The sequence below is a fragment of the Microbacterium sp. SORGH_AS_0505 genome (genome assembly GCF_030818715.1).
In the GTDB taxonomy this organism is placed as follows: domain Bacteria; phylum Actinomycetota; class Actinomycetes; order Actinomycetales; family Microbacteriaceae; genus Microbacterium.
In genome coordinates this window covers 574,149-590,718 of record NZ_JAUTAT010000001.1, presented here as the reverse complement: position 1 = coordinate 590,718, position 16,570 = coordinate 574,149, and the positions used below count along the sequence as shown (strand labels likewise).

Here is a 16,570-nt window from a genome sequence, read left to right as displayed (position 1 = left end):
CACTGACAACATCCCCGTAGAAACCCGGTCGCAATCCAGCGCCCGGATGACTACACGACAGTCCTGAGGAGGACCCAGTGGCCAAGGCCAAGTTCGAGCGGACCAAGCCGCACGTCAACATCGGAACGATCGGTCACGTCGACCACGGCAAGACCACGCTCACCGCTGCCATCTCGAAGGTGCTCGCCGACAAGTTCCCGTCGGCCACCAACGTGCAGCGTGACTTCGCGTCGATCGACTCCGCTCCCGAAGAGCGCCAGCGTGGTATCACGATCAACATCTCGCACGTCGAGTACGAGACCCCGAAGCGTCACTACGCACACGTCGACGCCCCGGGTCACGCTGACTACATCAAGAACATGATCACCGGTGCTGCGCAGATGGACGGCGCGATCCTCGTGGTCGCCGCCACCGACGGCCCGATGGCCCAGACGCGTGAGCACGTCCTGCTCGCCAAGCAGGTCGGCGTTCCCTACCTGATGGTCGCCCTCAACAAGGCCGACATGGTCGACGACGAGGAGATCCTGGAGCTCGTCGAGCTCGAGGTCTCCGAGCTCCTCGCCTCGCAGGGCTTCGCTGAGGACGCTCCCGTCGTCCGCGTCTCGGGCCTCAAGGCTCTCGAGGGCGACGAGAAGTGGGTCCAGTCGATCCTCGACCTCATGGACGCCGCTGACGAGAACATCCCCGACCCCGTGCGTGACAAGGACAAGCCGTTCCTCATGCCGATCGAGGACGTCTTCACGATCACCGGTCGTGGAACGGTCGTCACCGGTCGCGCCGAGCGTGGCACCCTCGCCATCAACTCCGAGGTCGAGATCGTCGGCATCCGCCCGACGCAGAAGACCACGGTCACGGGTATCGAGATGTTCCACAAGCAGCTCGACGAGGCCTGGGCCGGCGAGAACTGTGGTCTGCTCCTCCGTGGTCTCAAGCGCGACGACGTCGAGCGTGGCCAGGTCGTCGTGAAGCCGGGTTCGGTTACGCCGCACACCAACTTCGAGGGCACTGCCTACATCCTCTCGAAGGAGGAGGGTGGCCGTCACAACCCCTTCTACACGAACTACCGCCCGCAGTTCTACTTCCGTACCACGGACGTGACCGGCGTCATCTCGCTGCCCGAGGGCACCGAGATGGTCATGCCCGGTGACACCACGGACATGACGGTGGAGCTCATCCAGCCCATCGCCATGGAAGATGGACTCGGCTTCGCGATCCGTGAGGGTGGCCGCACCGTCGGCGCCGGCACGGTGACCAAGATCATCAAGTAAGTCCTCGGACTTCACCGACAGGGGTCGGGCCTTCGGGCCCGGCCCCTTCGTCGTTCCCGCAAGGGGTGCCGCGTCGATGGTGGGCGATCTAGACTGACCGCGCCGCGGCACCTGCGCGAGCATCGACGGAGATGAGGAAGAGCATGGGAATCGACGACATCGTGGGCAAGGGGAAGCAGTTCCTCGAGCAGCACAAGGACGAGATCGAGAAGAACTTGAAGTCCGAGAAGGCCGAAGACGTGAGCGACAAGGTCCTCGATGCCGCGGCCGACTTCGTCAAGAAGGTCGCACCCGACTCCGTCGACGCGAAGGTCGACGGAGTCCGTGACAACGTGGATCGGCGTATCGGCAACGAGTGATCTCGAACCCGGACGAGGGGTCGGATGCCGCGGCATCCGGCCCCTTCTTCGTGGCGGCGGGCAGGTGCCCTCGACGCGCGACACGCCCGGGTTTGCGACACGCCCGAACGGCACGTAGACTGTACAGGTTCCACATTCCTGCGCTCTGCGCGGGATCACTGCCAGGGCAGTGCATAGGCGTCACAGCCTAGGCCGCGGGCAGCAGAACATCACATCCCACACCCCGCTCCGGAAACGGATTCGTTCGCATGCGTGCGAGGGGGACGGAATGCCGCGGGTAGCCCCGCGGAATGACATCAGAACAGCGGTGCCGATCACCTCGCCTCCGGGCGAGGAGAAGTGCCCGGCGCGTAAGCGCCCCGTGCGTCCAATGCCCCCGAGGTACGACGCGAGAAAGAGAGTGAGCAGACAATGGCGGGACAGAAGATCCGCATTCGCCTGAAGTCGTATGACCACGAGGTCATCGACTCGTCGGCACGCAAAATCGTCGACACCGTGACCCGTGCGGGCGCGACGGTCGTGGGCCCCGTGCCCCTTCCGACCGAGAAGAACGTGATCGCCGTGATCCGTTCGCCGCACAAGTACAAGGACAGCCGCGAGCACTTCGAGATGCGCACCCACAAGCGCCTCATCGACATCATCGACCCGACGCCCAAGGCCGTCGACTCGCTGATGCGTCTCGACCTCCCGGCCGACGTCAACATCGAGATCAAGCTCTGAGGTCGATCATCATGGCTGACATCAACTCCAAGGTTTCCAAGGGCCTGCTGGGTACCAAGCTCGGCATGACCCAGGTCTGGGACGAGAACGGCAAGGTCGTTCCCGTCACCGTCATCGAAGTCGCCCCCAACGTGGTGACCCAGGTGCGCACGCCCGAGCGCGACGGCTACAACGCCGTTCAGATCGCTTACGGCCAGATCGACCCCCGCAAGGTCAACAAGCCCCAGTCGGCTCACTTCGAGGCTGCTGGTGTGACCCCGCGTCGTCACCTCACCGAGGTGCGCACGGCGGATGCCGCTGACTACTCACTCGGTCAGGAGCTCACCGTCGACGCCACCTTCGAGGCCGGCCAGCTGGTCGACGTCGTCGGCACCAGCAAGGGCAAGGGCTTCGCCGGTGTCATGAAGCGTCACAACTTCAAGGGCGTCTCGGCTTCGCACGGTGCGCACCGCAACCACCGCAAGCCCGGCTCGATCGGCGCATCGTCGACCCCGAGCCGCGTCTTCAAGGGCATGCGCATGGCCGGCCGTATGGGTGGCGAGCGCGTGACCGTCCTCAACCTCACGGTGCACGCCGTCGACGCCGAGAAGGGTCTGCTGCTCGTCAAGGGCGCCGTCCCCGGAGCTCGTGGCCGCATCGTCTACGTCCGCAACGCAGTGAAGGGTGCCTGATCATGGCTGACTCGACTCTCGCGCTCGACGTCGTGAAGGCAGACGGCAAGAAGGCCGGCTCCGTGGAGCTGCCCGCCGCACTGTTCGACGTCAAGACGAACATCCCCCTCATCCACCAGGTCGTCGTCGCGCAGCTCGCGGCGGCTCGCCAGGGAACCCACTCGACCAAGCGTCGCGGTGAGGTCTCGGGTGCCGGCCGCAAGCCCTTCAAGCAGAAGGGCACGGGTAACGCCCGTCAGGGCTCGATCCGCGCGCCGCACATGACCGGTGGTGGCATCGTCCACGGACCGAAGCCGCGCAACTACTCGCAGCGCACCCCCAAGAAGATGGTCGCTGCCGCCCTGCTGGGCGCGCTCAGCGACCGGGCACGCGGTGGACGTCTGCACGTTGTCGACTCGTTCGGCATCGAAGGTGCGCCCTCGACGAAGGCCGCTGTCGCGGTCCTCGGCCAGCTCGCGCCGACCAAGAACGTCATGGTCGTCATCACCCGTGATGACGAGCTGACCGTCAAGAGCGTCCGCAACCTCGCGTACGTCCACGTTCTGACGTTCGACCAGCTCAACGCCTACGACGTGCTCGTCTCCGACGACATCGTCTTCACCAAGGCCGCCTACGACGCGTTCGTCGCTGCGAAGGCCGGCGCCACCGAGGAGGTCTCGGCATGACCGCCGTCAACAAGGACCCGCGCGACATCATCCTGAAGCCGGTCGTCTCCGAGAAGAGCTACGGGCTCATCGACGAGGGCAAGTACACGTTCCTCGTGGACCCCCGCGCCACCAAGACCGAGATCAAGCTCGCCATCGAGAAGATCTTCTCCGTCAAGGTCGCGTCGGTGAACACGCTCAACCGCCCGGGCAAGTCCCGCCGCACCCGTTTCGGCACCGGTAAGCGCAAGGACACCAAGCGCGCCATCGTGAGCCTGAAGTCGGGCACCATCGACATCTTCACGGCCGTCGGCTGACAGCTGGGATAGAGGACTAGAGACATGGCTATTCGCAAGTACAAGCCCACGACCCCCGGTCGTCGCGGTTCGTCGGTCGCCGACTTCGCTGAGATCACGCGATCGACGCCCGAGAAGTCGCTTCTTCGCCCGCTGGCGAAGACCGGTGGTCGCAACAACCAGGGCCGCATCACGACCCGTCACATCGGTGGTGGCCACAAGCGCCAGTACCGCGTCATCGACTTCCGTCGTAACGACAAGGACGGCATCAACGCCAAGGTCGCTCACATCGAGTACGACCCCAACCGCACCGCACGCATCGCGCTGCTGCACTACTTCGACGGTGAGAAGCGTTACATCCTCGCCCCGAACAAGCTGTCGCAGGGTGACATCGTCGAGTCGGGTGCCGGCGCTGACATCAAGCCCGGCAACAACCTGCCGCTGCGCAACATCCCCACCGGTACCGTGATCCACGCGATCGAGCTCCGCCCCGGCGGCGGCGCGAAGATGGCGCGCTCGGCTGGTGCGTCCGTCCGCCTCGTGGCGAAGGACGGCCCCTACGCGCAGCTTCGTCTGCCCTCGGGTGAGATCCGCAACGTCGACGCACGTTGCCGCGCCACCATCGGTGAGGTCGGCAACGCCGAGCAGTCCAACATCAACTGGGGCAAGGCCGGCCGTAACCGCTGGAAGGGCATCCGCCCGACCGTGCGTGGTGTCGCCATGAACCCGGTCGACCACCCGCACGGTGGTGGTGAGGGTAAGACCTCCGGTGGACGTCACCCCGTCACTCCTTGGGGCCAGGCCGAGGGTCGTACCCGGCACCCCAACAAGGAAAGCGACAAGTTGATCGTTCGCCGTCGCAACGCCGGCAAGAAGCGGAAGTAGGAGTAGAGGAAGATGCCTCGCAGCCTTAAGAAGGGCCCCTTCGTCGACGAGCACCTGCTTCGCAAGGTCGTCTCGCAGAACGAAGCCGGTACCAAGAACGTCATCAAGACCTGGTCGCGCCGTTCGATGATCATCCCGGCAATGCTGGGTCACACCATCGCCGTGCACGACGGACGCAAGCACATCCCCGTGTTCGTGTCCGAGACCATGGTCGGTCACAAGCTGGGCGAGTTCGCGCCCACCCGCACCTTCCGCGGCCACGAGAAGGACGACAAGAAGGGTCGTCGCCGCTAAGGCGGTGGCGCTCTCAGAGAGAGGAAGAGGAGGAGTAGTAATGGTGGAATCCATCGCACGCGTGAAGCACATCCGCGTGACCCCTCAGAAAGGCTCGTCGTGTCGTCGCGCTCATCAAGGGCAAGCAGGCTCAGGAGGCTCTCGCCATCCTGAAGTTCGCTCCCCAGGGTGCCAGCGAGCCCATCTACAAGCTCGTGGCCTCCGCGGTCGCGAATGCTCGTGTGAAGGCCGACAAGGACAACGAGTTCCTGGACGACCAGGATCTGTACGTGAAGAACGCCTACGTGGACGAGGGCACGACGCTCAAGCGTTTCCAGCCCCGCGCCCAGGGTCGCGCGTTCCAGATCAAGAAGCGCACCAGCCACATCACCGTGGTGCTCTCGACCCCCGAGGTCGCGGACACTGCAGCGGCTGACACCAAGAAGGCGAGCAAGTAATGGGACAGAAGGTCAACCCGTACGGCTTCCGCCTCGGCATCACCACCGACCACGTGTCGCGTTGGTTCTCCGACTCCACCAAGCCGGGACAGCGTTACGCCGACTACGTGGCCGAGGACGTCAAGATCCGTCGTCTCCTGACGACGTCGCTCGACCGTGCCGGCGTGAGCAACATCGAGATCGAGCGCACGCGTGACCGCGTCCGCGTCGACATCCACACCGCCCGTCCGGGCATCGTGATCGGCCGCCGCGGCGCCGAGGCCGAGCGCATCCGCGCCGACCTCGAGAAGCTCACCGGCAAGCAGATCCAGCTGAACATCCTCGAGGTCAAGAACCCCGAGGCCGACGCTCAGCTGGTCGCCCAGGGCATCGCCGAGCAGCTCTCCGCTCGTGTGGCTTTCCGCCGCGCGATGCGCAAGGGTCTGCAGGGCGCGCAGCGCGCCGGCGCCAAGGGTGTCCGCATCCAGGTCTCCGGCCGTCTCGGCGGCGCTGAGATGAGCCGGTCGGAGTTCTACCGCGAAGGCCGTGTGCCCCTGCACACGCTCCGCGCGAACATCGACTACGGCTTCTACGAGGCCAAGACCACCTTCGGCCGCATCGGCGTGAAGGTCTGGATCTACAAGGGCGACCTCACCAACAAGGAGCTCGCTCGCGAGCAGGCCAACGCACCGAAGTCCCGTCGTGACGACCGTGGTGGCGACCGCCGCCGTGGCCCGCGCAACGAGGCCCCTGTCGCAGAAGGAGCGTCAGCCTGATGCTTATTCCCCGCAAGGTCAAGTACCGCAAGCAGCACCACCCGAAGCGCGACGGCGCCGCCACCGGCGGCACGACGGTCAGCTTCGGTGAGTTCGGCATCCAGGCGCTGACCCCCGCTTACGTGACGAACCGTCAGATCGAGTCCGCTCGTATCGCCATGACGCGTCACATCAAGCGTGGTGGAAAGGTGTGGATCAACATCTACCCCGACCGTCCGCTCACGAAGAAGCCGGCCGAAACCCGCATGGGTTCCGGTAAGGGTTCGCCGGAGTGGTGGGTCGCCAACGTCAAGCCGGGTCGCGTCCTCTTCGAGGTCGCGGGCGTCAACGAGGAACTCGCTCGTGAGGCCCTGACCCGTGCCATCCACAAGCTGCCGCTCAAGGCACGCATCATCAAGCGCGAGGAGGGCGACGCGTAATGGCTGTCGGCACCAAGACGCTCGCCCCGAGCGAGCTGGACACGTTCGAAGACCAGCGCCTCGTGGAGGAGCTGCGCAAGGCCAAGGAAGAGCTGTTCAACCTGCGCTTCCAGTCGGCCACCGGCCAGCTGGAGAGCCACGGCCGCATCCGTGCGGTCAAGCGCGACATCGCGCGGCTCTATACCGTCATCCGCGAGCGGGAGCTCGGCATCCGTGCCACCCCCGCCCCGGTCGAGACGGCCACCAAGGCGAAGAAGAGCAAGGCCAAGAAGGCGGACGAGTCCGCTGAGGCCGCGAAGGAAGAGGCCGAGTGATGGCTAAGAAGGATGCCGCCGAGGCGACCGTGGCCGCTGGTCACGAGTCGTCCGAGCACGACGTCCGCGACGTCAACGCCCGTGGGTACCGCAAGTCCCGCCGTGGCTACGTCGTCAGCGACAAGATGGACAAGACGATCGTCGTCGAGGTCGAGGACCGCGTGAAGCACCCCCTCTACGGCAAGGTCATCCGCCGCACGTCCAAGGTGAAGGCTCACGACGAGCAGAACTCCGCGGGCATCGGCGACCTCGTCCTCATCAACGAGACCCGTCCGCTCAGCGCCACGAAGCGCTGGCGCCTGGTCGAGATTCTCGAGAAGGCGAAGTAACCCATGATCCAGAACGAGTCCCGCCTCAAGGTCGCCGACAACACCGGCGCCAAGGAACTCCTCACGATCCGCGTGCTCGGTGGCTCGAACCGCCGTTACGCCGGCGTGGGCGATGTCATCGTGGCGACCGTCAAGGACGCGATCCCGGGCGGCAACGTCAAGAAGGGCGACGTGGTCAAGGCCGTCGTCGTCCGCACCGTCAAGTCGACCCGTCGTCCCGACGGTTCGTACATCAAGTTCGACGAGAACGCCGCCGTCATCCTGAAGAACGACGGGGAGCCCCGCGGCACCCGTATCTTCGGCCCGGTCGGCCGTGAGCTTCGCGACAAGAAGTTCATGAAGATCGTCTCGCTGGCACCGGAGGTCATCTGATCATGGCGCACATCAAGAAGGGTGACCTGGTTCAGGTCATCAGCGGCCGCAAGCAGGACAAGGGCGGCGACCGCGGCAAGCAGGGCGAGGTCCTCGAGGTCCTCGTCGAGCAGAACCGCGTAGTCGTGCAGGGCGTGAACTACGTCACCAAGCACAGCCGTGTCGGCCAGTCGCAGCGCGGCACCAAGACGGGCGGCATCGAGACGATGGAAGCCCCGATCCACATCTCCAACGTGGCGCTGGTCGACCCGTCGACCAAGAAGCCGACCCGTGTCGGCCACCGCGTCGAGGAGCAGACCAAGGACGGCGTCAAGCGCACCGTCCGCGTCCGCTACGCCAAGAAGAGCGGCAAGGACCTCTGAACATGAGCAACGCAACTGCCGCGGCGGCTGGCAAGATCCAGCCCCGCCTGAAGCAGAAGTACCAGAGCGAGATCAAGAAGGCTCTGCAGGAAGAGTTCGGCTACGCGAACGTCATGCAGATCCCCGGTCTCGTCAAGGTCGTCGTCAACACCGGTGTCGGTGAGGCTGCGCGCGACAGCAAGGTGATCGATGGTGCGGTCGACGACCTCACCAAGATCACCGGCCAGAAGCCGGTCGTCACCAAGGCCCGCAAGTCCATCGCGCAGTTCAAGCTGCGCGAGGGCCAGCCGATCGGTGCCCACGTCACCCTCCGCGGTGACCGCGCGTGGGAGTTCGTCGACCGCCTCGTCAACCTGGCGCTGCCCCGCATCCGCGACTTCCGCGGACTGTCGGCTGCGCAGTTCGACGGCAACGGCAACTACACCTTCGGTCTCCAGGAGCAGTCCGTGTTCCACGAGATCAACCAGGACAAGATCGACCGCGTCCGCGGTTTCGACATCACGATCGTGACGACGGCCAAGACGGATGACGAGGGCCGGGCGCTTCTGAAGCACCTCGGCTTCCCGTTCAAGTCGGCCGACGCTCAGGCGTGATCCGATAAGATCGATCGTTCGGCCTCGGGGCGTGCTCCGGGGCCGAACGACTGCACAACTGAATATCGCTCATTCATAGAAGGTCGCCTGTCGTGTAACGGCAGTCGAAACCTCATGACTAAAGGAACACACTTATGACGATGACAGACCCGGTCGCAGACATGCTGACCCGTCTGCGCAACGCGAACTCCGCGCACCACGACTCCGTCGCGCTGCCGAGCTCGAAGCTCAAGACGCACATCGCCGAGATCCTCCAGCAGGAGGGCTACATCTCCGGCTGGGAGGTCTCCGACGCTCGTGTCGGCCAGACCCTCACCCTCACCCTCAAGTACGGCCCGAACCGCGAGCGGTCGATCGCCGGAATCAAGCGCGTCTCGAAGCCCGGCCTCCGCGTGTACGCGAAGTCGAACGAGCTTCCCAAGGTCCTCGGTGGCCTCGGTGTCGCGATCCTGTCCACCTCCTCTGGCCTCCTCACGGACCGCCAGGCCGAGCAGAAGGGCGTCGGCGGGGAAGTCCTCGCCTACGTGTGGTGATCTGACATGTCGCGTATTGGACGTCTTCCCATCGACATCCCCGCCGGCGTGACCGTTTCGGTCTCCGGTCAGGACGTCGCCGTCAAGGGCCCCAAGGGTGAGCTGAACCTCACCGTTGCACAGCCCATCGAGGTCAAGGTCGAGGAGAACCAGGTTCTGGTCTCGCGCCCCGACGACGAGCGCGAGTCGCGCGCTCTCCACGGGCTCACCCGCACCCTCATCAACAACAACATCATCGGCGTGACCCAGGGCTACACCAAGGGCCTCGAGGTCGTCGGCACCGGTTACCGCGTCGCTCAGAAGGGCACGGCGGTCGAGTTCGCTCTCGGCTTCTCGCACCCCGTCCTGGTCGAGGCTCCCGCGGGCATCACGCTCACCGTCGAGGGCAACAACAAGGTGACCGTCGCCGGTATCTCGAAGCAGGCCGTCGGCGAGGCAGCTGCCAACATCCGCAAGATCCGCAAGCCCGAGCCGTACAAGGGCAAGGGTGTGCGGTACGCGGGCGAGGTCGTTCGCCGCAAGGCCGGAAAGAGTGGTAAGTAACCATGGCTCTCAAGTCGAAGTCCGACGCACGTTCGCGTCGTCACGCCCGTCTTCGCAAGAAGATCGTGGGCACCGAGGTGCGTCCGCGTCTCGTTGTGACCCGCTCCGCCCGCCACGTCTTCGTTCAGCTCGTCGACGACAGCAAGGGCACCACGCTGGCTTCCGCCTCGACCCTCGAGTCGGGCCTGCGCACGTTCGAGGGTGACAAGACCGCCAAGGCCCGCAAGGTCGGCGAGCTCGTCGCTGAGCGTGCCAAGGCGGCCGGCATCGAGACGGTCGTGTTCGACCGCGGCGGCAACCGCTACGCGGGCCGCGTCGCTGCGATCGCCGATGGCGCTCGCGAAGGAGGTCTGAACCTGTGACCGAGAACAAGGAGAACGAAGTGACCGCGACCGAGCAGCCCGCTGCGGCTGCGGCTACGGCCGAGGCGCCCGCCGAGCGTGAGCGCGAGCCGCGCCGCGGTGGCCGCGAGCGCAGCCAGACCCGCGACCGCAACTCGCGCGACCGCGGCGACAACCAGTTCCTGGAGCGCGTCGTCACGATCAACCGCGTGTCGAAGGTCGTCAAGGGTGGTCGTCGCTTCAGCTTCACGGCGCTCGTCGTCGTCGGCGATGGCAACGGCCTCGTGGGCGTCGGCTACGGCAAGGCGCGTGAGGTCCCCCTCGCCATCTCCAAGGGTGTCGAAGAGGCCAAGCGCAACTTCTTCCGCGTGCCCCGCGTCGGCTCGAGCATCCCGCACCCCGTCCAGGGTGAGGCTGCTGCAGGTGTCGTGCTGCTCCGTCCGGCTGCTGCCGGTACCGGTGTCATCGCCGGTGGCCCGGTCCGCGCCGTCCTCGAGTGCGCCGGCATCCACGACGTGCTCTCGAAGTCGCTCGGTTCGTCGAACACGATCAACATCGTGCACGCGACCGTCGCGGCGCTGAAGGCCCTCGAGGAGCCGCGCGCCGTCGCCGCTCGTCGTGGTCTCGACTTCGACCAGGTCGCGCCCGCGCGTCTGGTCCGTGCCGAGGCTGAGGCAACGAAGGCTGCAAAGGTGGGTGCATGATGGCTGCTCGTCTGAAGGTGACCCAGGTCAAGTCCAAGGTGAGCGAGAAGCAGAACCAGCGCGACACGCTGCGTTCGCTCGGTCTGAAGCGGATCAACGACTCCGTCGTTCGTCCGGATGACGCGCAGACGCGCGGCTACATCAAGACCGTCGCGCACCTCGTGAAGGTTGAGGAGATCGACTGATGGCTGAGAACAAGGACGAGACGGTCGAGACCGTCGAGCCCAAGGCCAAGAAGCCGGCAACCCGGAAGGCTGCGGCCAAGCCCGCCGCCGACAAGGCTGCCCCGAAGAAGGATGCGGCACGCCCCGGCGTGCTGAAGGTCCACCACCTGCGTCCGGTCCCCGGATCCAACGTCGCGAAGACCCGTGTCGGTCGCGGTGAGGGATCGAAGGGTAAGACGTCGGGCCGCGGTACCAAGGGTACGAAGGCTCGGTACCAGGTCAAGGTGGGCTTCGAGGGTGGGCAGATGCCCCTCCACATGCGTACGCCGAAGCTGCGCGGGTTCAAGAACCCGTTCCGCGTCGAGTACCAGGTGGTCAACCTCGACAAGCTCGCGGAGCTGTACCCCAATGGTGGCGACGTCACCATCACGGATCTGGTCGCCAAGGGCGCCGTCCGCAAGAACGAGAAGGTCAAGGTGCTCGGCACCGGCGACATCTCGGTCGCGCTGACGGTCTCCGTCGACAAGGTCTCGGGATCGGCCGAGCAGAAGATCGTCGCCGCTGGCGGTTCGATCAAGTAATCACGTGCCAGGGGCCGGAGGGTAACCTCCGGCCCCTGTTGCCGTATGTTGGAATGCGGCGCGCCCCGACGCGCCCGGCATCCCACTGGAGGAAATCCCTTTGTTCAGCGCTATTGCGCGGGTCTTCCGCACTCCGGATCTGCGTCGGAAGATCGGCTTCACGCTCGGCATCATCGCCATCTACCGATTCGGTGCGCACATTCCGGCTCCGTTCGTCGACTTCCCGAACGTGAAGACCTGCCTGGACCAGTCCGGGTCCACCGAGGGGCTCCTCTCGCTCGTCAACCTGTTCTCGGGTGGCGCGCTGTTGCAGCTGTCGATCTTCGCCCTCGGCGTCATGCCGTACATCACGGGCACGATCATCGTCCAGCTCCTGCGCGTCGTGATCCCTCACTTCGAGACGCTGTACAAGGAGGGCCAGGCCGGCCAGGCCAAGCTCACCCAGTACACCCGCTACCTGACGATCGCCCTGGCGCTGCTGCAGTCGACCACGCTCGTCACGGTGGCCCGGTCGGGTCAGCTGTTCGGTATCACGGGCGTCCCCGAGTGCCAGCAGCTCCTCACCGATGAGGCGTGGTGGGCGCAGCTGCTCATGATCGTCACGCTGACCGCCGGTACCGGCCTCATCATGTGGATGGCCGAGCTCGTCACCGAGCGCGGCATCGGCAACGGCATGTCGCTCCTGATCTTCACCTCGATCGCCGCGACGTTCCCCTCCGCCCTGTGGAGCATCGCCGTCGCCCGCAGCTTCGAGATCTTCCTCCTCGTCCTCGCCGTCGGCATCGCGACCGTCGCGCTCGTCGTCTTCGTCGAGCAGTCGCAGCGCCGTGTCCCGGTCCAGTACGCCAAGCGGATGGTCGGCCGGCGCACGCTCGGCGGCAGCAACACCTACATCCCGATCAAGGTGAACATGGCCGGTGTCGTGCCCGTCATCTTCGCGTCGTCGCTCCTGTACATCCCGGCTCTCATCGCGCAGTTCAACGCGAACCCCGCGGCGGACGGCAGCGTTCCCGGCTGGGTCTCGTGGATCCAGGCCAACTTCGTGAACGGCGACCACCCGCTGTACATGGCGGTGTACTTCCTGCTCATCATCGGGTTCACCTACTTCTACGTCGCGATCACGTTCAACCCGGTCGAAGTCGCCGACAACATGAAGAAGTACGGCGGCTTCATCCCCGGCATCCGTGCGGGTCGTCCGACCGCCGAGTACCTCGACTACGTGCTCACCCGCATCACCCTGCCGGGCTCCATCTACCTGGGCCTCATCGCCCTGCTTCCGCTCCTCGCTCTCGCGACGGTCGGCGCGAACCAGAACTTCCCGTTCGGCGGCGCCTCGATCCTGATCATCGTCGGTGTGGGTCTCGAGACCGTGAAGCAGATCGACGCCCAGCTCCAGCAGCGCCACTACGAAGGACTCCTCCGATGACGCAGACCCCCGCCCGCCTCCTGATCATCGGCCCGCAAGGTTCGGGCAAGGGGACGCAGGGGGCTCGGATCGCCGATCATCTCGGCATCCCGACCATCTCCACCGGAGACGTCTTCCGCGCGAACGTGAAGGACGGCACCGATCTGGGGCTGAAGGTGAAGGCGCTCATCGACGCCGGTGACCTCGTCCCCGACGACCTGACCAGCGAGATCGTCCGCGACCGGCTGTCGCAGGAGGATGCCGCGCACGGCTTCTTGCTCGACGGTTACCCGCGCAACCTCGGCCAGGTGGGCGACCTCGACGCGTTCCTCGACGGACGCGGCGAGCCGCTCACTGCGGTCATCGAGCTCTCTGTCCCGCGTGACGAATCGATCGCCCGCCTCTCGCGGCGCGCTGCCGAACAGGGCCGCGCCGACGACAACGAGGAATCGATCGCGAAGCGTCTGTCGATCTACGAGTCGGAGACCGCGCCGATCCTCGACGTCTACCGCGAACGCGGCATCGTCGACGAGGTCGACGGCTTCGGCTCGCTCGACGAGATCACCGAGCGGATCACCGTGGCTCTCGCGGCTCGCGGCATCACCGCCTGATGGTCTTCCGTCGCTCGATCTACAAGACCCCCGCGCAGCTGCGCGCCATGGTGGAGCCGGGGCTGATCACGGCCGCCGCGCTCGACGCCGTGCGTCCGGCTGTCCGAGCCGGGGTGACGACAGCCGAGCTCGACGCCATCGCGGAGGCGACGATCCGCGCCCGCGGTGCGGAGTCGAACTTCCAGCTCGTCCGCGGCTACCGGCATACCACGTGCATCTCGGTCAACCAGGAGGTCGTGCACGGCATCCCGGGTGATCGGGTCCTTGAGCCGGGCGACATCGTCTCCATCGACTGCGGCGCGCAGTTCGACGGGTGGAACGGCGACTCGGCGATCACCATCGTCATCCCCGACCCCGACCGTCCCGAGCTCGTCGAGCGTCGCCAGCGGCTGTCGGATGTGACCGAAGGGTCACTGTGGGCGGGCATCGCCGCGCTCGCCTCCGCCGCGCGGGTCGGCGAGATCGGCGACGCCGTGCAGACCTACGTCGAAGCGTCGGGGGAGGGCTACGGCATCCTCCGCGACTACGTCGGCCACGGGATCGGCCGCAAGATGCACGAGGGCCCGACGGTCTTCAACTACCGCGTCGAGGACCTCGGTCCCGACGTGCGTCCCGGGCTCTGCGTCGCGATCGAGCCGATGATCGTCGGTGGCGACGAGGCGACCCTCGTCGAGGACGACGACTGGACCGTCAGCACGGTCGACGGCGAGGACGGCTCCCATTGGGAACATAGCGTCGCGGTGCACGATGGAGGTATCTGGGTGCTGACCGCTCCCGACGGCGGCGCCGCGGGACTTGCGCAGTTCGGCGTCACCCCGACCCCCATCTCCTGAGAGGACACGCACATGGCGACGGCCGCGCGTAAGACGAACTGGTTCGCGATCTGGGTCAGTGCGGGGGTGGTCGCCGTCCTCGTCGGCGTCATCGCCGTCGTCGCGGTCCTGAACACGCGCGCGACCGACCCCGGCCCCGTGCCGCAGGCCGGGGGCATCAATCGTGAGACCGGGGCCATCACCTTCGGCGACGGCCCCGACAAGGTCGCGACCTACGTCGACTTCATGTGCCCGTACTGCGGACAGTTCGAGGAGACCGAGGGCAAGACGATCTCGGGCCTCGTCGACGACGGCAGCATCACCCTCGAGGTCCACCCCGTCACGATCCTCGATCGCCTGTCGCAGGGCACCGAGTACTCGAGCCGTGCGGCATCCGCCATGTACGCGGTCGCCGAGGCGGACCCCGACAATGCCTACGCCTTCTTCCGTGCGCTCTGGGACAAGCGGCCGGAGGAGCAGACGCCGGGACTGACCGACGACGAGCTCATCCAGCTCGCCAAGGACTCGGGCGTGAATGTGACCGCCGCTCTCGAGAAGTCGATCACGGACGGCGAGTACAAGACCTTCGCGCAGCAGCAGCAGCTGCCTGAGGGCGCCACCGGCACCCCGACGTTGATGGTCAACGACACACTCGTCCCCGTGACCTACGACCCCGAGACCGACATCGTCGCGAACCTGACGTCGCGCTGACCCGCGCGGGGCGCGGGGCGGGCTCAGTCTTCGGCTGGGTCCGCACGCCGCCCCCGATTCCAGACCTGACGCCGAATCACCATCCGGCTGCCGAATCACCACCCGCATGCACGTCGGCGGGTGGTGATTCGGCGTTTCGGTGGTGATTCGGCGGAGTCGGGACGGGGCCACCGCGGGGTGGTGCGGGCGCGCGGGGCGATAGGGGAGCGCGGCGTGCGGGGGTCGTAAGGCGCGCGGCTGGCGCGGCGTGCGGGGTCGTGAGGCGCGCGGTGGCGGGAGCGGGGCGCGCGGCGGGCGCGCGGGGCGCGCGGCGGCGGATGCCGGGGGTAGGGGCATCCGCTCGCCGAATCACCACCGGGGTGCCGAGTCAACGCTCAGGTGCAGGGTTTTGGACGGTGATCCGGCAGTTCAGCGGTGACTCGGCCCGCGAGAGGGTGTGGGGAAGACTCGGAAGTGGGCGAGTTTCGTGCGCAGCGCGGCGGTGGTGCGGATGTCGGCGGTCGACCACCGGACGAGGCGACGGCCCGTGACACCCCTGATCCAATCCTCGCGTGCCTTCTCGGCGCTGATCAGCTCGTCGAGGGCAGCCCCGCGGCGCATCTCCTCGACGCGGTACTTCACCTCACCGTCGTACTCGCCCCACACGTCGGCGTCGTCGAGCCCGAAGTCGACGAAGTACGCGCCGGGGCCCGGCCCGGGGATCCGCACCTGCAACCGCGGCGGCGCGAAGCCGAGCTCGTGCAGTCGCCACCGGCTCACGCTCTCGCCCGGACTCTCGGAGCGCCCGTCGGCCAGATCGAGCACCTCGCGCGCCTGGCAGACACCGCGCGCGCCCGGCCGGAGCCGCCGAGCCACCGCGCCTCGCAGCGCGTCCGCCGCGTCTGAGTCGTACGCGCGCCGGCTGTCGTCCCCTGCCACTCGTCGCATCGCGGCATCCGCCATCACGATCGCTGTCGCCACCGGCGCCGTGCGCAGCACGTCGGCGAGTGTGCGCGCGAGGCTCGTCGCCGTGAGTCGTCCGACCGCGGCGATGTCTGCGTCGGGGATGGCGCAGCGATGCCGCGACACCAACGGTGCACCCCGCGTGACTGCGCCGTTGTGGTGGGAGCCGGAGAGATGCACCCGAGCGGGCGCCGCACCCCACAGCGGGAGTCCATGGAGGATCGCCGCCGTCAGATTCGAGTAGACGACCGGTCCACCTCGGCGGCGCTCCTCGAACGCCGCCACCTGGAGGAGGTGTCGCTCGTTGGGCCACGCCTCAGCCCAGGCCTCGTGCGGCACGAATCCGCCTCGCGCGATCCGATGGACGCCGCCGGTGGAGATGTCGCGACGGGTGACGCCGTTGCGCAGGAGCGCCGCACGCGATTCGATCCGGGATGCCGCGTCCTCGAAGTCCATGCCGCCCACCCTGGCCGCATGTGCCGTGGCGCGGGACGGCGCGCTCGCG

At 66.7% G+C, this 16,570-nt stretch carries 26 protein-coding genes and 1 pseudogene; 26 read left to right on the top strand and 1 reads right to left on the bottom strand.

Annotated elements, in window-relative coordinates; all coding sequences use genetic code 11:
• The first annotated feature begins 77 nt into the window (after positions 1-77).
• From tuf to QE428_RS02835, 26 genes and pseudogenes are all read left to right on the top strand, one after another.
• The gene (gene tuf, locus QE428_RS02960; protein WP_091356773.1) at positions 78-1,268 is read left to right on the top strand and encodes an elongation factor Tu; all 1,191 of its coding nucleotides are present in this window, start codon (positions 78-80) and stop codon (positions 1,266-1,268) included.
• A 143-nt stretch (positions 1,269-1,411) separates the two neighbouring features.
• The gene (locus QE428_RS02955) at positions 1,412-1,627 is read left to right on the top strand and encodes an Rv0909 family putative TA system antitoxin (protein WP_091356769.1); all 216 of its coding nucleotides are present in this window, start codon (positions 1,412-1,414) and stop codon (positions 1,625-1,627) included.
• 411 nt (positions 1,628-2,038) lie between these two features.
• Positions 2,039-2,347 (top strand): 30S ribosomal protein S10, encoded by a 309-nt coding sequence (rpsJ, locus tag QE428_RS02950; protein ID WP_018171443.1) that lies wholly within the window; start codon positions 2,039-2,041, stop codon positions 2,345-2,347.
• A gap of 11 nt (positions 2,348-2,358) precedes the next feature.
• Positions 2,359-3,018 carry a 50S ribosomal protein L3 gene (rplC, locus tag QE428_RS02945; RefSeq protein WP_091356766.1) on the top strand — a complete coding sequence of 220 codons (660 nt, stop codon included), beginning with the start codon at positions 2,359-2,361 and terminating at the stop codon, positions 3,016-3,018.
• 2 nt (positions 3,019-3,020) lie between these two features.
• Positions 3,021-3,683, top strand: a complete 663-nt coding sequence (rplD, locus tag QE428_RS02940; protein WP_018187351.1) for a 50S ribosomal protein L4 — start codon at positions 3,021-3,023, stop codon at positions 3,681-3,683.
• Entirely contained in the window at positions 3,680-3,979 is a 300-nt protein-coding gene (gene rplW, locus QE428_RS02935; protein WP_091356764.1) for a 50S ribosomal protein L23, read from the top strand. Before rplD ends, rplW begins: the two co-directional genes overlap by 4 nt.
• A 24-nt stretch (positions 3,980-4,003) precedes the next feature.
• Complete coding sequence (gene rplB / locus QE428_RS02930) at positions 4,004-4,843, top strand: 50S ribosomal protein L2 (protein ID WP_036309862.1); 840 nt, start codon at positions 4,004-4,006, stop codon at positions 4,841-4,843.
• A gap of 12 nt (positions 4,844-4,855) precedes the next feature.
• The gene (gene rpsS / locus QE428_RS02925) at positions 4,856-5,137 is read left to right on the top strand and encodes a 30S ribosomal protein S19 (RefSeq protein ID WP_018187348.1); all 282 of its coding nucleotides are present in this window, start codon (positions 4,856-4,858) and stop codon (positions 5,135-5,137) included.
• A 40-nt stretch (positions 5,138-5,177) separates the two neighbouring features.
• Positions 5,178-5,574 (top strand): annotated as a pseudogene (gene rplV, locus QE428_RS02920) (50S ribosomal protein L22).
• Positions 5,574-6,329, top strand: a complete 756-nt coding sequence (gene rpsC, locus QE428_RS02915) for a 30S ribosomal protein S3 (RefSeq protein ID WP_018187346.1) — start codon at positions 5,574-5,576, stop codon at positions 6,327-6,329. The pseudogene rplV and the gene rpsC overlap by 1 nt, the downstream one beginning before the upstream one ends.
• Entirely contained in the window at positions 6,329-6,748 is a 420-nt protein-coding gene (rplP, locus tag QE428_RS02910; RefSeq protein WP_065570945.1) for a 50S ribosomal protein L16, read from the top strand. The genes rpsC and rplP overlap by 1 nt, the downstream gene beginning before the upstream one ends.
• Positions 6,748-7,062, top strand: coding sequence for a 50S ribosomal protein L29 (rpmC, locus tag QE428_RS02905; RefSeq protein ID WP_018187344.1), 315 nt, complete (start codon positions 6,748-6,750; stop codon positions 7,060-7,062). Before rplP ends, rpmC begins: the two co-directional genes overlap by 1 nt.
• On the top strand, positions 7,062-7,391 hold the full coding sequence (gene rpsQ / locus QE428_RS02900) for a 30S ribosomal protein S17 (RefSeq protein ID WP_091356761.1): 330 nt from the start codon (positions 7,062-7,064) through the stop codon (positions 7,389-7,391). The genes rpmC and rpsQ overlap by 1 nt, the downstream gene beginning before the upstream one ends.
• A 3-nt stretch (positions 7,392-7,394) precedes the next feature.
• Positions 7,395-7,763, top strand: coding sequence for a 50S ribosomal protein L14 (gene rplN, locus QE428_RS02895; RefSeq protein ID WP_091356758.1), 369 nt, complete (start codon positions 7,395-7,397; stop codon positions 7,761-7,763).
• A 2-nt stretch (positions 7,764-7,765) separates the two neighbouring features.
• Positions 7,766-8,125 carry a 50S ribosomal protein L24 gene (rplX, locus tag QE428_RS02890; RefSeq protein WP_091356756.1) on the top strand — a complete coding sequence of 120 codons (360 nt, stop codon included), beginning with the start codon at positions 7,766-7,768 and terminating at the stop codon, positions 8,123-8,125.
• Between the two features lie 2 nt (positions 8,126-8,127).
• The gene (rplE, locus tag QE428_RS02885) at positions 8,128-8,718 is read left to right on the top strand and encodes a 50S ribosomal protein L5 (protein WP_091356753.1); all 591 of its coding nucleotides are present in this window, start codon (positions 8,128-8,130) and stop codon (positions 8,716-8,718) included.
• 134 nt (positions 8,719-8,852) lie between these two features.
• On the top strand, positions 8,853-9,251 hold the full coding sequence (rpsH, locus tag QE428_RS02880; protein WP_018187339.1) for a 30S ribosomal protein S8: 399 nt from the start codon (positions 8,853-8,855) through the stop codon (positions 9,249-9,251).
• Positions 9,252-9,257: 6 nt separating this feature from the next.
• On the top strand, positions 9,258-9,794 hold the full coding sequence (gene rplF / locus QE428_RS02875) for a 50S ribosomal protein L6 (protein WP_065570943.1): 537 nt from the start codon (positions 9,258-9,260) through the stop codon (positions 9,792-9,794).
• Between the two features lie 2 nt (positions 9,795-9,796).
• Positions 9,797-10,156, top strand: coding sequence for a 50S ribosomal protein L18 (gene rplR / locus QE428_RS02870; protein WP_065570942.1), 360 nt, complete (start codon positions 9,797-9,799; stop codon positions 10,154-10,156).
• Complete coding sequence (gene rpsE / locus QE428_RS02865) at positions 10,153-10,839, top strand: 30S ribosomal protein S5 (protein WP_091356750.1); 687 nt, start codon at positions 10,153-10,155, stop codon at positions 10,837-10,839. The genes rplR and rpsE overlap by 4 nt, the downstream gene beginning before the upstream one ends.
• On the top strand, positions 10,839-11,024 hold the full coding sequence (gene rpmD / locus QE428_RS02860) for a 50S ribosomal protein L30 (RefSeq protein ID WP_020098644.1): 186 nt from the start codon (positions 10,839-10,841) through the stop codon (positions 11,022-11,024). The genes rpsE and rpmD overlap by 1 nt, the downstream gene beginning before the upstream one ends.
• Positions 11,024-11,584 (top strand): 50S ribosomal protein L15, encoded by a 561-nt coding sequence (gene rplO / locus QE428_RS02855; RefSeq protein ID WP_133399243.1) that lies wholly within the window; start codon positions 11,024-11,026, stop codon positions 11,582-11,584. Before rpmD ends, rplO begins: the two co-directional genes overlap by 1 nt.
• Before the next feature lie 100 nt (positions 11,585-11,684).
• The gene (secY, locus tag QE428_RS02850; RefSeq protein WP_091356744.1) at positions 11,685-13,010 is read left to right on the top strand and encodes a preprotein translocase subunit SecY; all 1,326 of its coding nucleotides are present in this window, start codon (positions 11,685-11,687) and stop codon (positions 13,008-13,010) included.
• Positions 13,007-13,600, top strand: coding sequence for an adenylate kinase (locus QE428_RS02845; protein ID WP_307462768.1), 594 nt, complete (start codon positions 13,007-13,009; stop codon positions 13,598-13,600). Before secY ends, QE428_RS02845 begins: the two co-directional genes overlap by 4 nt.
• On the top strand, positions 13,600-14,433 hold the full coding sequence (gene map, locus QE428_RS02840) for a type I methionyl aminopeptidase (protein ID WP_133399245.1): 834 nt from the start codon (positions 13,600-13,602) through the stop codon (positions 14,431-14,433). Before QE428_RS02845 ends, map begins: the two co-directional genes overlap by 1 nt.
• A gap of 12 nt (positions 14,434-14,445) precedes the next feature.
• Positions 14,446-15,123 carry a thioredoxin domain-containing protein gene (locus QE428_RS02835; RefSeq protein WP_307462764.1) on the top strand — a complete coding sequence of 226 codons (678 nt, stop codon included), beginning with the start codon at positions 14,446-14,448 and terminating at the stop codon, positions 15,121-15,123.
• Positions 15,124-15,531: 408 nt separating this feature from the next.
• Here QE428_RS02835 and QE428_RS02830 read toward each other — a convergent pair whose 3' ends face one another.
• Positions 15,532-16,521, bottom strand: a complete 990-nt coding sequence (locus QE428_RS02830) for a hypothetical protein (protein ID WP_307462762.1) — start codon at positions 16,519-16,521, stop codon at positions 15,532-15,534.
• Positions 16,522-16,570 lie beyond the last annotated feature (49 nt).

Bases quoted from the DNA above. Each gene is read 5' to 3' on its own strand.
- QE428_RS02955 (WP_091356769.1), top strand. From the start codon at position 1,412: ATGGGAATCGACGACATCGTGGGCAAGGGGAAGCAGTTCCTCGAGCAG.
- rpsJ (WP_018171443.1), top strand. From the start codon at position 2,039: ATGGCGGGACAGAAGATCCGCATTCGCCTGAAGTCGTATGACCACGAG.
- rplC (WP_091356766.1), top strand. From the start codon at position 2,359: ATGGCTGACATCAACTCCAAGGTTTCCAAGGGCCTGCTGGGTACCAAG.
- rplD (WP_018187351.1), top strand. From the start codon at position 3,021: ATGGCTGACTCGACTCTCGCGCTCGACGTCGTGAAGGCAGACGGCAAG.
- rplW (WP_091356764.1), top strand. From the start codon at position 3,680: ATGACCGCCGTCAACAAGGACCCGCGCGACATCATCCTGAAGCCGGTC.
- rplB (WP_036309862.1), top strand. From the start codon at position 4,004: ATGGCTATTCGCAAGTACAAGCCCACGACCCCCGGTCGTCGCGGTTCG.
- rpsS (WP_018187348.1), top strand. From the start codon at position 4,856: ATGCCTCGCAGCCTTAAGAAGGGCCCCTTCGTCGACGAGCACCTGCTT.
- rpsC (WP_018187346.1), top strand. From the start codon at position 5,574: ATGGGACAGAAGGTCAACCCGTACGGCTTCCGCCTCGGCATCACCACC.
- rplP (WP_065570945.1), top strand. From the start codon at position 6,329: ATGCTTATTCCCCGCAAGGTCAAGTACCGCAAGCAGCACCACCCGAAG.
- rpmC (WP_018187344.1), top strand. From the start codon at position 6,748: ATGGCTGTCGGCACCAAGACGCTCGCCCCGAGCGAGCTGGACACGTTC.
- rpsQ (WP_091356761.1), top strand. From the start codon at position 7,062: ATGGCTAAGAAGGATGCCGCCGAGGCGACCGTGGCCGCTGGTCACGAG.
- rplN (WP_091356758.1), top strand. From the start codon at position 7,395: ATGATCCAGAACGAGTCCCGCCTCAAGGTCGCCGACAACACCGGCGCC.
- rplX (WP_091356756.1), top strand. From the start codon at position 7,766: ATGGCGCACATCAAGAAGGGTGACCTGGTTCAGGTCATCAGCGGCCGC.
- rplE (WP_091356753.1), top strand. From the start codon at position 8,128: ATGAGCAACGCAACTGCCGCGGCGGCTGGCAAGATCCAGCCCCGCCTG.
- rpsH (WP_018187339.1), top strand. From the start codon at position 8,853: ATGACGATGACAGACCCGGTCGCAGACATGCTGACCCGTCTGCGCAAC.
- rplF (WP_065570943.1), top strand. From the start codon at position 9,258: ATGTCGCGTATTGGACGTCTTCCCATCGACATCCCCGCCGGCGTGACC.
- rplR (WP_065570942.1), top strand. From the start codon at position 9,797: ATGGCTCTCAAGTCGAAGTCCGACGCACGTTCGCGTCGTCACGCCCGT.
- rpmD (WP_020098644.1), top strand. From the start codon at position 10,839: ATGGCTGCTCGTCTGAAGGTGACCCAGGTCAAGTCCAAGGTGAGCGAG.
- rplO (WP_133399243.1), top strand. From the start codon at position 11,024: ATGGCTGAGAACAAGGACGAGACGGTCGAGACCGTCGAGCCCAAGGCC.
- QE428_RS02845 (WP_307462768.1), top strand. From the start codon at position 13,007: ATGACGCAGACCCCCGCCCGCCTCCTGATCATCGGCCCGCAAGGTTCG.
- map (WP_133399245.1), top strand. From the start codon at position 13,600: ATGGTCTTCCGTCGCTCGATCTACAAGACCCCCGCGCAGCTGCGCGCC.
- QE428_RS02835 (WP_307462764.1), top strand. From the start codon at position 14,446: ATGGCGACGGCCGCGCGTAAGACGAACTGGTTCGCGATCTGGGTCAGT.
- QE428_RS02830 (WP_307462762.1), bottom strand. From the start codon at position 16,521: ATGGACTTCGAGGACGCGGCATCCCGGATCGAATCGCGTGCGGCGCTC.